The sequence below is a fragment of the Variovorax sp. YR750 genome, from assembly GCF_900109805.1.
In the GTDB taxonomy this organism is placed as follows: domain Bacteria; phylum Pseudomonadota; class Gammaproteobacteria; order Burkholderiales; family Burkholderiaceae_C; genus Variovorax; species Variovorax gossypii.
Genome location: NZ_FOBJ01000002.1, coordinates 335,245 through 347,394, shown reverse-complemented (window position 1 = coordinate 347,394; position 12,150 = coordinate 335,245). Strand labels below are relative to the sequence as shown.

13 protein-coding genes are annotated in these 12,150 nt (G+C 68.2%); 8 read left to right on the top strand and 5 right to left on the bottom strand.

The window, feature by feature from the left end; translation table 11 throughout:
* Positions 1-31: 31 nt before the first annotated feature.
* Complete coding sequence (gene recA / locus BMY35_RS05150) at positions 32-1,126, bottom strand: recombinase RecA (RefSeq protein WP_093195926.1); 1,095 nt, start codon at positions 1,124-1,126, stop codon at positions 32-34.
* Positions 1,127-1,272: 146 nt separating this feature from the next.
* Between recA and BMY35_RS05145 the strand changes: the two genes are divergently transcribed.
* The 3 genes from BMY35_RS05145 to BMY35_RS05135 all read left to right on the top strand — a co-directional run bounded on the left by BMY35_RS05145 (position 1,273) and on the right by BMY35_RS05135 (position 4,001).
* Positions 1,273-1,758 carry a MarR family winged helix-turn-helix transcriptional regulator gene (locus tag BMY35_RS05145; RefSeq protein WP_093195925.1) on the top strand — a complete coding sequence of 162 codons (486 nt, stop codon included), beginning with the start codon at positions 1,273-1,275 and terminating at the stop codon, positions 1,756-1,758.
* Positions 1,759-1,831: 73 nt separating this feature from the next.
* Positions 1,832-2,503 carry a response regulator transcription factor gene (locus BMY35_RS05140; protein ID WP_093195924.1) on the top strand — a complete coding sequence of 224 codons (672 nt, stop codon included), beginning with the start codon at positions 1,832-1,834 and terminating at the stop codon, positions 2,501-2,503.
* A 55-nt stretch (positions 2,504-2,558) separates the two neighbouring features.
* Positions 2,559-4,001, top strand: a complete 1,443-nt coding sequence (locus BMY35_RS05135) for a sensor histidine kinase (protein WP_093195923.1) — start codon at positions 2,559-2,561, stop codon at positions 3,999-4,001.
* A gap of 28 nt (positions 4,002-4,029) precedes the next feature.
* On the opposite strand, the gene BMY35_RS05130 is transcribed toward BMY35_RS05135, so the two are convergent.
* From BMY35_RS05130 to BMY35_RS05120, 3 genes are read right to left on the bottom strand one after another with little or no spacing between them, the layout of a single operon-like run.
* On the bottom strand, positions 4,030-4,230 hold the full coding sequence (locus tag BMY35_RS05130) for a sporulation protein (RefSeq protein ID WP_093195922.1): 201 nt from the start codon (positions 4,228-4,230) through the stop codon (positions 4,030-4,032).
* Positions 4,231-4,234: 4 nt separating this feature from the next.
* Positions 4,235-5,053: a biotin--[acetyl-CoA-carboxylase] ligase gene (locus tag BMY35_RS05125; RefSeq protein WP_093195921.1), complete on the bottom strand. Its 819-nt coding sequence runs from the start codon at positions 5,051-5,053 to the stop codon at positions 4,235-4,237.
* Between the two features lie 2 nt (positions 5,054-5,055).
* Positions 5,056-5,754: an SET domain-containing protein gene (locus BMY35_RS05120; protein ID WP_371287132.1), complete on the bottom strand. Its 699-nt coding sequence runs from the start codon at positions 5,752-5,754 to the stop codon at positions 5,056-5,058.
* A 178-nt stretch (positions 5,755-5,932) separates the two neighbouring features.
* Here BMY35_RS05120 and BMY35_RS05115 point away from each other — a divergent pair, with 178 nt between their 5' ends.
* The 4 genes from BMY35_RS05115 to BMY35_RS05100 all read left to right on the top strand — a co-directional run bounded on the left by BMY35_RS05115 (position 5,933) and on the right by BMY35_RS05100 (position 10,579).
* Positions 5,933-8,896, top strand: coding sequence for a DNA topoisomerase III (locus tag BMY35_RS05115; RefSeq protein WP_093195919.1), 2,964 nt, complete (start codon positions 5,933-5,935; stop codon positions 8,894-8,896).
* Positions 8,897-8,899: 3 nt separating this feature from the next.
* Complete coding sequence (locus BMY35_RS05110; RefSeq protein ID WP_093195918.1) at positions 8,900-9,883, top strand: Bug family tripartite tricarboxylate transporter substrate binding protein; 984 nt, start codon at positions 8,900-8,902, stop codon at positions 9,881-9,883.
* A 112-nt stretch (positions 9,884-9,995) separates the two neighbouring features.
* The gene (locus BMY35_RS05105; RefSeq protein WP_093195917.1) at positions 9,996-10,187 is read left to right on the top strand and encodes a hypothetical protein; all 192 of its coding nucleotides are present in this window, start codon (positions 9,996-9,998) and stop codon (positions 10,185-10,187) included.
* A gap of 95 nt (positions 10,188-10,282) precedes the next feature.
* Positions 10,283-10,579 (top strand): hypothetical protein, encoded by a 297-nt coding sequence (locus tag BMY35_RS05100; protein ID WP_093195916.1) that lies wholly within the window; start codon positions 10,283-10,285, stop codon positions 10,577-10,579.
* A gap of 12 nt (positions 10,580-10,591) precedes the next feature.
* Here BMY35_RS05100 and BMY35_RS05095 read toward each other — a convergent pair whose 3' ends face one another.
* Positions 10,592-11,218, bottom strand: a complete 627-nt coding sequence (locus tag BMY35_RS05095) for a TetR/AcrR family transcriptional regulator (RefSeq protein WP_256228241.1) — start codon at positions 11,216-11,218, stop codon at positions 10,592-10,594.
* A 75-nt stretch (positions 11,219-11,293) separates the two neighbouring features.
* Here BMY35_RS05095 and BMY35_RS05090 point away from each other — a divergent pair, with 75 nt between their 5' ends.
* The gene (locus BMY35_RS05090; protein WP_093195914.1) at positions 11,294-12,133 is read left to right on the top strand and encodes a thioesterase family protein; all 840 of its coding nucleotides are present in this window, start codon (positions 11,294-11,296) and stop codon (positions 12,131-12,133) included.
* The last annotated feature ends 17 nt before the right edge of the window (positions 12,134-12,150 follow it).

The following is a 12,150-nucleotide window of genomic DNA, read 5'->3' as shown; positions in this document are numbered from 1 at the left end:
TCGCGCGGCCCCCGTGGAGCCGCGCCTGTGCTTACTCGCCCTTGTCGGCCTTGGCCGCCTTCTGCGGCTTCTCGGGCGTGTCGTCGGCATCGGCGGCCAGCAGCGGCACGCCCAGCGACTCGCGCACCTTGTTCTCGATCTCGCGCGACAGCGTGGGGTTCTCGCGCAGGAACTCGCGGGCGTTGTCGCGGCCCTGGCCGATCTTCTCGCCGTTGTAGGCGTACCAGGCGCCCGACTTGTCGATGATCTTGGCGTTCACGCCCATGTCGATGATCTCGCCCTCGCGGCTGATGCCCTCGCCGAACAGGATGTCGAACTCGGCCGTCTTGAACGGAGGCGACACCTTGTTCTTCACCACCTTCACCTTGGTCTCGTTGCCGATGGCCTCGTCGCCCTTCTTGATGGTGCCGATGCGGCGGATGTCCAGGCGCACCGAGGCGTAGAACTTCAGCGCGTTGCCGCCGGTGGTGGTTTCGGGCGAGCCGAACATCACGCCGATCTTCATGCGGATCTGGTTGATGAAGATGACCATGCAGTTGGTCTTCTTGATCGTGGCGGTCAGCTTGCGCAGCGCCTGGCTCATCAGGCGGGCCTGCAGGCCGGGCAGCGAGTCGCCCATTTCGCCTTCGATTTCGGCCTTGGGCGTGAGCGCGGCGACCGAGTCGACCACGATCAGGTCGACGGCGCCGGAGCGCACCAGCGAATCGACGATCTCGAGGGCCTGCTCACCGGTGTCGGGCTGGCTGATCAGCAGGTCCGACAGGTTCACGCCGAGCTTCTGGGCGTACTGCACGTCGAGGGCGTGTTCGGCGTCGACGAAGGCGCAGGTGCCGGCCTGCTTCTGCATGGCGGCGATGACCTGCAGCGTGAGCGTGGTCTTGCCCGACGATTCAGGGCCGTAGATCTCGACCACCCGGCCGCGCGGCAGGCCGCCAACGCCCAGGGCGATGTCCAGGCCCAGCGAGCCGGTGGAGACCACCTGGATGTCCTCCAGCACCTCGCCCTCGCCGAGCCGCATGATGGTGCCCTTGCCGAACTGCTTTTCGATCTGGGCCAGCGCGGCCTGCAGGGCCTTGGCCTTTTCGCTGTTGGCACCGATGCTCGAACCCTTGACGACTGCGTCCATGTGGAAATCTCCTTGAAAATCAATGACTTGTGTGTGACACCATCCATCTGCGTTTAACTACAGGCTGGATGCTTGAACAGTAGTGTAGGGGCTGATGCTTCGGCGTAAACCTGTTTTTTGGTCAGTTTGCTTTACTATTTCAGGCCATGGTCGACGCCGCCTTTCCCACTGATCACGACGCCTGGCGCCAGACCCACCTGGGTCGCCTGCTGGGCCACGCCATGCGCCGTTTCGACGAGCGTGTGCTGGAGCTGATGGCGCACGACGTCGACGTGCCGCTGGCCCTGTCGAACCTCGCCGCCCGCGCGCAGGTGAGCGCGGCGCACATCCACATCACGCGGCACCTGTCGCGCGAGGGCTCGCGCCTCACGGAGCTGGCCGAGCGCGCCGGCATGACCAAGCAGGCGATGGGCGCGCTGGTCGACCAGTGCGAGGCCTGGGGGCTGGTCACCCGCGGGCCCGATCCGCTCGACGCGCGGGCGCGGCGCGTGCTCTTCACCGCCGACGGGCTGGCCTGGCTCGATGCCTTCCGCGGCGCGGTGACGCAGGCCGAACAGGAGTTCAGGAGCAGCGTGGGCGACGAGATCGCCACCGTGGTAACCATCGGACTCGAAGCCTATACGGCGGGCTAGACTCCGGCGCAGAGACAAATGTGAACGGCGCCGGCCCGGCGCCCCGACACCCGAAACAGGCCGGAGGTGAAGCATGCGGATTCTGATTGCCGAAGACGACCAGGTGCTTGCCGATGCCCTGCTGCGCAGCCTGCGCACCTCGGGCGCGGCGGTCGACCACGTGGCGAACGGCTCGCAGGCCGACACCGCGCTCATGACCCACGACGAGTTCGACCTGCTGATCCTCGACCTCGGGCTGCCCAGCCTGCACGGCATCGAGATCCTGAAGCGCCTGCGTGCACGCGGCTCGCAGCTGCCGGTGCTGGTGCTGACCGCGGCCGACAGCGTGGAGGAGCGCGTCAAGGGCCTGGACCACGGCGCCGACGACTACATGGCCAAGCCCTTCAGCCTGCAGGAACTGGAAGCGCGCGTGCGCGCCCTCACGCGGCGCGGCATGGGCGCCACCAGCAACACCATCCGCCACGGCCCGCTGGTGTACGACCAGGCCGGCCGCGTGGCCACCATCGACGGCAAGATGGTCGAGCTGTCGGCGCGCGAACTCGGCCTGCTCGAGGTGCTGCTGCAGCGCGCCGGCCGGCTGGTGAGCAAGGACCAGCTCGTCGACCGGCTGTGCGAGTGGGGCGAGGAGGTGAGCCTCAACGCCATCGAGGTCTACATCCACCGCCTGCGCAAGAAGATCGAGAAGGGCCCGGTGCGCATCGCGACGGTGCGCGGGCTGGGCTACTGCCTCGAAAAGATCCAGTGACGACGACGCGGCAGCCGCCACGCGCGAGCGGCGGCACGCCGGGGGATCCGGCGCGATGAAATTGTTCCAGCGCGCGCAGCGCTCCCTTTTCGGCGAGATCCTCGACTGGATGCTCACGCCGCTGCTGCTGCTGGTGCCGGTGAGCATCGGCGTCACCTGGCTGGTGGCGCAGGGCATCGCCAACGCGCCCTTCGACCGCGCGCTCGAGCACAACGTGAAGGCGCTGGCCGAACTGGTGACGATGAAGGAAGGGCACGCGCAGTTCGTGCTCTCGCAGTCGGCGCGCGAGATCCTGCGGGCCGACGAGAGCGGCCACGTGTACTACCAGCTGCTCGACGGCTACGACAACCTGCTCAGCGGCGAGCGCGACATTCCGCAGCCCGGCCTCGACGAGCCGCTGCCGCCCGGCCAGGTGTTCCTGCACAACAGCGACGTGCACGGCCAGCCGGTGCGCGTGGCCTCGATGTGGATCGCCAGCGGCACCGACGACGTGCCGCCCACGCTGCTGCAGCTGGCCGAGACGCGCGAGAAGCAGTCGGTGCTGGCGGCCGAGATCATCAAGGGCGTGCTGCTGCCGCAGTTCGCCATACTGCCGCTGGCAGTGCTGCTGATCTGGCTGGCGCTGGTGCGTGGCATCAAGCCGCTGTCGGTGGTGGAGGCGCGCATCCGCGAGCGCCGACCGGGCGACCTGAGCCCGCTGGACGAATCCTCGGTGCCGCTGGAAGTGGTGCCGCTGGTGTCGTCGGTGAATGAACTGCTGGACAAGCTCAACGATTCGATCGGCACGCAGAAGCGCTTCCTGGCCGACGCGGCGCACCAGCTGAAGACGCCGCTGGCGGGCCTGCGCATGCAGGCCGACCTGGCGCAGCGCGAGGGCGCCAACGCCGACGAGCTGAAGCAGTCGCTCAAGCAGATCGGCCGCGCGAGCAAGCGCGCCACGCACACGGTGAACCAGCTGCTGTCGCTGGCGCGCGCCGAGGGCAACAGCGCCAACGCGCACCACCAGCCCTGCGACCTGGCGAAGCTGACCATCGAGGTGGTGCGCGAGGCTGTGCCGCGCGCGATCGAGAAGCGCATCGACCTGGGCTACGACGGCGTCGAGCCTGGCGCGCCGGGCGTGGTGTTCGACGGCAACGCGACGCTGCTGAAGGAACTGGTGCGCAACCTGGTCGACAACGCGATCAACTACACGCTCTCGACGCCCGAGCGTCCCGGCCTGATCACCGTGCGCGTGCTCGCCGACCCCTTCGGCCACGTGCTGCTGCTGCAGGTGGAGGACAACGGCCCCGGCATCGCCGAAGCCGATCGCGAGCTGGTGTTCGAGCCCTTCTACCGCGTGCTCGGCAACGAGGCCGACGGCTCGGGGCTGGGGCTGCCGATCGTGCTGGAGATCGCGAACCAGCATCGCGCGCAGGTGAAGCTGGAGGACGCGCATCCGGGCCGGCATCCGCCGGGGGCGCTGTTCACGGTGCGCTTCGAGAACGAGCCGCCCCCCTGAGCAGCCCCGCAGAAGGGCTCGTCGGTCGTCAGGGCGCCGGCGCGGCGGGCTTCGCCGCTTCCTTGCGGATCTGCAGCAATTCGGGATGGATCTGGCGCGCCATGCGCTGCGGCTCGCGCTCGCTGAGGCCGGCCGGCGCCAGGCCGAAGCCGGCGAGATCGCCGCGCGTCCAGAGGAAGTAGCCGGCGTTGGCCAGCAGCAGGAATACGAGGAGCAGGCGCAGCTTCATATGCTCAGAAAGCCATGCCGCGAGGGCGCACGCTCACTTCGTCGCTCGAGATCAGCTGCAGGCCGGCGTCGGTGCGCACCTGAAGCTCGCCGCCCCAGGTCACGCCTTCGCACAGGCCGGCGGTGCCGTCGCTGAGCGTCACCTCGCGCCCGCGCAGCACGTCGCGCGCGGCGAAGCGCTCGGCGAAGGGCGCGAAGCCGCGGGTCTCGAAGTCGAGCACCGTGCGCACCAGCGGCAAGACCAGCTCGCCCAGCACCTCGGGCGCACTGACGCCTGGACGCCACTGATGCACCCAGGCCGGCGGCGTGCGCATGCCGTCGGCCTCGCGCGCGCCGATGTTCACGCCGATGCCGATCACGAGGTAGCGCGAGGCATCGGGCCGGCCATTGGCCGGCAGCGCGGTCTCCACGAGGATGCCGACCAGCTTGCGATCGTTGACCCACACGTCGTTGGGCCACTTGAGGCCGACCTTCTGCGCGCCGGAAGGATCGAGGCTTTCGGCGACGCTGACGCCCACGGCCAGCGAGAGCCCCGACCAGTCGGCCGGCGCCAGCGGCAGGCCCAGCGAGAACATGAGCGAGGCCGACGCCTCCTGCCGCGCGTCGCCGCTCTGCCAGGGCCGCCCCAGACGGCCACGCCCGGCCGTCTGGCGCTCGGTCACGAGCAAAACGGGCTCGACGCGACCTGCGCGCGCCCGGCGCATCAGCTCAGTGTTGGTGGAGTCGATCTCGGCCACGGCCTCGACGGCGAAGCCGGGCAGCAGCGGCGTGATCGCCGCGGCGATCCGGTCCTGGAACCAGTCGGCCGTGCTGCTGTTGTCCATGGTCAGTCCTTCGCGGACTTGTCCTTCTTCGCGGATTTCTTCTCCGCTTTTTTCTCGGCCTTCTTCTCGGCTTTCTTTTCCGCCTTCCTGGCCTCTTTCTTCTCGGCCTTCTTCTTTTCGGCTTTCTTCTTCGCCTTCTTCTTTTTCTTCTTCTCTTCGTCCTCGTCCTTGGGCGTCAGCAACGTGCCGCGGCACTGCTCCGAGCCGCACCAGCAGGGAAATTCGGAAAGAAGCTTCGGCGTGTACGGCTCGTCGATGATCAGGCCGTAGTCGTAGTTGAGCTCTTCGCCGGCGGCGATGTTGCGCAGCGCCTTGATATAAACGCGCCCATCGACCTCGTCGGCTTCGCAGTTCGGCTCGCACGAGTGGTTGATCCAGCGTGCATCGTTGCCCTTGACGTTGCCGTCGATCACGCGGCCGTCGTCGATGTGGAAGTAGAAAGTGTGGTTCGGCTGGGTCGGGTCGTGCGGATGGCGGCGCAGCGCCTCCTTCCAGTTGATGACCTCGCCCTTGTATTCGATCAGCGTCTCGCCTTCGGCCAGGTCCTGCACGGCGAACACGCCGTTGCCGTGGACATCGGAGCGTCGCATCTGGATGCGGCGGCGGCCGGAACGCTCCTTGGCGGCGGGCTGCGCATCAGCCTCGGGGAGCGCGGTGGCCTGCGTATCACGACCGGCCGGAAGTGGGGATTTGGAAGGCATCGCCGAAGTCTGTTAGTTTGAATATGCACACACATGCGCGTGTGCGCGTGCGCACGCGGGAAGCCGCAGATTGTATGTGGCCCCCACGCTCCCGCACTGCGTGTCGTCGCTGCCCCCCGTGGGGGCCGCAGGCCGCCTTGGGGCGGCCCGGCGCCGGCCTGAATTTTTTTAGGAACTGTTGATGAAGACGTTGGTAATCGCAGAAAAGCCGTCGGTGGCGCAGGACATCGTCCGCGCTCTCACGCCGGTGGCAGGGAAATTCGACAAACATGACGAGCATTTCGAGAACGACAGCTATGTCGTGACCAGCGCTGTCGGTCACCTGGTCGAAATCCAGGCGCCCGAGGAATTCGACGTCAAGCGCGGCAAGTGGAGCTTCGCCAACCTGCCGGTGATCCCGCCGCACTTCGACCTCAAGCCCGTAGACAAGACCAAGACCCGCCTGAACGCGGTGGTCAAGCAGGCCAAGCGCAAGGACGTGACGCAGCTCATCAACGCATGCGACGCGGGACGCGAGGGCGAGCTGATCTTCCGGCTCATCGAGCAGTACGCGGGCGGCAAGTCGGGCCTGAACAAGCCGGTGAAGCGCCTGTGGCTGCAGTCGATGACGCCGCAGGCCATCCGCGACGGCTTCGACGCGCTGCGCACCGAGAAGCAGATGCAGGGCCTGGCCGACGCCGCGCGCTCGCGCTCGGAGGCCGACTGGCTGGTGGGCATCAATGGCACGCGCGCGATGACGGCCTTCAATTCGCGCGACGGCGGCTTCTTCCTCACGACCGTGGGCCGCGTGCAGACGCCAACCCTCTCCGTCGTGGTGGAGCGCGAGGAACAGATCCGCAAGTTCGTCTCGCGCGACTACTGGGAAATCCACGGCACCTTCGGCGCCGAGGCCGGCGAGTACCCGGGCAAGTGGTTCAACCCCGACTGGAAGAAGGCCAACGCGCCGCTCCTGCCCAACGGCGAACCCGACCCCGAGCAGCGCGCCGACCGCGTGTGGAACGAGCAGGAAGCCCGCGCCATCGCCGACGCCTCGCGCGGCAAGCCCGCCACCGTCACGGAAGAGAGCAAGCCCACCACGCAGGCATCGCCGCTGCTGTTCGACCTGACCTCGCTGCAGCGCGAGGCCAACAGCCGCTTCGGCTTCAGCGCCAAGACCACGCTGGCGCTGGCGCAGAGCCTGTACGAGCGCCACAAGGCGCTGACCTATCCGCGTACCGACTCGCGCGCGCTGCCTGAAGATTACCTGCCGGTGGTCAAGCAGACCATGGGCATGCTCGCCAACAGCGGCATGAAGCACCTGGCGCCCTTCGCCCAGCAGGCGGTGGACGGCAACTACGTCAAGCCCAACAAGCGCATCTTCGACAACGCGAAGGTGTCGGACCACTTCGCGATCATCCCGACGCTGCAGGCACCGAGCGGCCTGAGTGAAGCAGAGCAGAAGCTCTACGACTTCGTGGTGCGCCGCTTCATGTCGGTGTTCTTCCCGAGCGCCGAATATCAGGTGACCACGCGCATCAGCACGGTGGAGCAGGGCGGAAAGAAATACGCCTTCCGCACCGACGGCAAGGTGCTGGTGAAGCCGGGCTGGCTCGCCATCTACGGCAAGGAAGCCCAGGACGACGAGAAGGAAGACGACAAGGACGGCAAGCGCCTCGTGCCGGTGAAGCCGGGCGAGATCGTCAACACTGTGTCGGCCGACATCAAGGGCCTGAAGACGCGCCCGCCGGCACGCTATTCCGAAGCCACGCTGCTCGGCGCCATGGAAGGCGCGGGCAAGACCATTGACGACGACGAGCTGCGCGAGGCCATGCAGGAGAAGGGCCTGGGAACGCCAGCCACGCGCGCGGCCACCATCGAAGGCCTGATCACCGAGAAGTACATGCTGCGCGAAGGCCGCGAGCTGATTCCGACGGCCAAGGCCTTCCAGCTCATGACGCTGCTGCGCGGCCTGGGCGTGGAGGAACTCTCCAAGGCCGAGCTCACAGGCGAGTGGGAATACAAGCTCGCGCAGATGGAGAAGGGCGCGCTCAGCCGCGACGCCTTCATGCGCGAGATTGCCGAGATGACGGAGCACATCGTCAAGAAGGCCAAGGAGTACGACCGCGACACCGTGCCGGGCGACTACGCCACTCTGCGCACGCCGTGCCCCAACTGCGGCGGCATCGTGCGCGAGAACTACCGCCGCTACGCCTGCACCGGCAAGAGCGGCACGGGCGAGGACGCCTGCGGCTTCTCGTTCGGCAAGTCGCCCGCCGGGCGCACCTTCGAGGTGGCCGAGGCCGAGGCGCTGCTGCACGACAAGCACATCGGCCCGCTGGAAGGCTTCCGCTCCAAGGCCGGCTGGCCCTTCACCTCCGAGATCGTCATCAAGTACGACGACGAAGCGAAGAACTGGAAGCTGGAGTTCGACTTCGGCGACGACAAGAACGAGGAAAGCGGCGAGATCGTCGACTTCAGCGAGCAGGACACCGTGGGCCCGTGCCCGGTGTGCGGCGCGCCGGTGTTCGAGCATGGCAGCAACTACGTCTGCGAGAAGTCGGTGCCGACCAACTCGCAGCCCACGCCGAGCTGCACCTTCAAGACCGGCAAGATCATCCTGCAGCAGCCGGTGGAGCGCGCGCAGATGGAAAAGCTGCTCGCCACCGGCAAGACCGACCTGCTCGACAAGTTCGTGAGCATGCGCACGCGCCGCGCCTTCAAGGCCTTCCTGACCTGGAACGCCGAAGAGGGCAAGGTGACCTTCGAGTTCGCGCCGCGCGAGGGCGGCAGCAAGTTCCCGCCGCGCAAGACCTTCGGCAAGGCTGCGCCGGCCGGCAAGACGGCTGCCGCGAAGAAGGTGGCGGCGAAGAAGACGCCCGCGGCCAAGAAGGCCCCGGCAGCGAAGAAGGCCGCCGCGCCACGTAAGCCCGGCGCGGGCCTGAAGCCCAGCGACGCCCTGGCGGCGGTGATCGGCAACGAGCCGGTCGCGCGCACCGAGGTGGTGAAGAAGCTCTGGGACTACATCAAGGCCAACGGCCTGCAGGACGCGAAGGACAAGCGCGCGATCAACGCCGACGCCAAGCTCAAGCCGGTGTTCGGCAAGGACCAGGTGACGATGTTCGAGCTCGCGGGCATCGTGGGCAAGCACCTCTCGGCGCCCTGAGCCATGCTGCGCAGACACTTCGCGACGAGCGTGGCGTTGGCCGTGGCGGTGCTCGGCGGCAGCGGTTTGGCGCACGCCGCCGCGTGGCCCGACAAGCCGGTCAAGCTGGTCGTGCCGTTCCCGCCCGGACAGGCCACCGACATCTTCGCCCGCGCCATCGCCGAACAGCTCGGCAAGCGGCTGGGTCAGCCGGTGGTGGTCGACAACAAGGCCGGCGCCGGCAGCAACATCGGCACCGAATTCGTGGTGCGCTCGCAGCCCGACGGCTACACGCTGGTGGTGGCGGGCAGCGCGATGGCGGTGAACCAGACGCTCTACGCCAAGCCAGGGTTCGATCCGCGCAAGGACCTGGTCGGCATCTCGCTCATCGCCAAGGTGCCGCTGGTGTTCCTGGCCACGCCCGAGAGCGGCATCCGCACGCTGGCCGAGCTCACCGCGCGCGCCAAGGCCGAGCCCGGCCGGCTGAGCTACGCGAGCGCCGGCATCGGCGGCACGCAGCATCTGTCGGGCGAGATGTACAAAGCGGCGGCGCATGTCTTCGTCACGCACATTCCGTACCGGGGCAGCGGCCCGGCGCAGTCGGACTTCCTGGGCAACCAGGTGCCGTTGATGATCGACTCCGTGACGGCCGCGCTGCCGCACATCAAGTCGGGCCGGGCGGTACCGCTGGCCGTGACCTCGGCCACGCGCTCCTCGCAGCTGCCCGACGTACCCACCGTGCGCGAAAGCGGCGTGGCGGGCACGAAGAACTTCGAGGCCGTGGGCTGGCTCGGCCTGATGGCGCCGCGCGGCACGCCGCCCGACATCGTCGAGCGCCTCAACCGCGAGGTGACCGACATCCTGAAGAGCGAGCAGATGGCGCGCTTCATCCGCGAGCGCGGCTCCGAGCCCGCACCGACGACCCCGGCCGAGTTCGACCGCTTCGTGGCGAGCGAGATCGGCGTGTGGGGCGCGGCGGTGAAGGCCTCGGGCGCCAAGCCCGAATAAGCAGGAGGGGGCAGGCGGCGCCAACAACCCTGACGGCGCCGGGTGTGCTGTTACAGGCCGCTTTACGCGGCCGGCCTATAGTGGCCCCGGTCCAACCATCCAGGAGATTCCGTTGAAGTCGTCTTTCATCGCCGCCGCATTCGCGATCGCAATGGGCGTGCTGGCCACGGGTTGCGCCGGCACGGGTTCGGCCGGCAACGGCAATGCCGGCTCCTCCGCCGCCACGCCGACCAGCGGCAGCGGCGTCACGGTGTTCGGCACCATCGATGCCAGCGTCAGCGGCTACAAGAACAATTCGCGCTGAGATCCGGCGATTCGCAGCGTGCGTTCCTGCATTCCACAATGGGCGGCGCCTGAGCCGTGAAAGCGCCCCTAGACCCGCAAAGACCGTCGTTCGTCTTGCGATATCTGGCCCCGCTGCTGCCATTGGGCTCAGCGCTTTTCGGCATCTGGGTTCTCTTGTCCGGCAGCTACACGTACCGGCCGGGGCGCAACAGTCAGACAGTCACCTTGCTGCCGCCCGACTCGCAGTTGATGGGGCTCTTTTTCCTGTCGCTTGCCGTGCTGATTTCGGCATTCGGCGTGTCCGGGCGCAGGAAGCGCTGGCTGTTCCGGGGAGGGCTCGCTGGAGCCTTGCTTTCCTTGACTGCCGAGGGCTTTCGGCAACTGGCGGGGCTGGCCGTCTACGACCGATAGCATCTGGCCCGATCAGGCCACGCCCGCCAGGTAGCCGTGCAGTGCGGCACGCAGCTGCCGTGACAGCGCCTGCAGGTCGGGCCGCCCGCCGGTGCCGATGTGCAGGTGCGCGAACAGGCCGTAGATGATGGTCTGGCACACGCGGGCAACTTCCTTCTTCTGGCAGTCCGGCGACAGGTCAACAGCCGCGTCGAGCACGCCCACCCATTCGCCCACGAAGCGGTCGTACATCTTGCGATAGGCCTCCGGACCCGAGAGGTGGCGCTCCAGCAGGTAATGCGCGCCCCAGGCCAGGGGCTGCGCGCGGTGCGCCTCCAGTTGTGCGTCGATCACCGCGTCGACGATCTCCGCCAGCGGCCGCCCCGCGTGCGCGGCGACGGCCGCGCGCATGTCCAGCAGCAGCGCCTTGGAGCGCAGGTGCAGGACAACGCGCGCCAGGTCTTCCTTGCTCGCGAAGTATTCGTAGAAGCTGCCGAGCCCCGTGCCGGCCACCGACACGATCTCGCGGATGGTGATGGCTGCATAGCCCTTCTCGACCAAAAGCCGAACAAAGGCTTCCTGCAGCGCCTGCGAGGTGTGGAGCGCGCGGGACTGGCGCGGCTTTCTCCTCGGGGCGGCGGCGGCGCGGGGAGCAGCCATCAGCGCAGCCGAACCCGAACACCTCGCGGGCGGGTTGTTCCTAGAATTTTTTGACCCATCGAACGGCATTCTGCAATGGCTCAAGACGACATCGATCCGGACGGCTCCCACCCCGCCGTCTACACCGCGCAGGGCGAGGACGCCTGGCTGCCGAGCGAACTCTCGCGCGGCCCCTGGGACCCGCGCGCGCAGCATGGCGGCGCGCCCTGCGCACTTCTCGCGTACGTAGCCGAGCGGGCCGCGCCCGGTCCCGGCTGGCAGCTGGCGCGGCTCACCACCGAGCTGGTGAAGCCGGTGCCCGTGGCGCCGCTGACCACGCGCGCGCAGGTGCAGGCTTCGCGCTCGACCGTGCGCGTGGGCATCGACCTGCTCGCCGGCGAGGTGCTGGTGGCGCGGGCGAATGTCCTGCTGCTGCTGGCGCAACAGCAGCTGGCGCTGCCGCCCGATCTGCCCGGCTGGCCGCGGCGGCAGATGCTGCCGCTGCCGCGCGACTGCAAGGAGCCCGTGCGCATCCCGGGGCTGCCCAGGGGCGTGTCGTTCTACGGCACGGCCATGGAAACGCGCGTGGCCGAAGGCGACGCCGCCCGGCCCGGCCCGTGCGGCGCGTGGTTCCGCCTCGCGGTGCCGCTGCTGCACGGCGCGGCCACTTCGCCCGCGATGCGCGCTGCGGCCGCCGCCGACTTCGGCAACGGCCTGAGCTGGGTGCTGCCGGCCGAGCGCTACCTGTTCACCAACGCCGACATGAGCATGAACCTGTTCCGCGTGCCGCAGGGCGAGTGGATCGGCGTGAGCTCGGTCACCGAGGCCCACGGCGCCGGCGCGGGCCTCGTCGTGTCCCACCTCTACGACGAGAGCGGCCCCATCGGCCTCGCCACCCAGACGCTGGTGCTGCGCGAGCGGCGCCCCGAAGCCTGAGCCTTCAACCGGAAGAA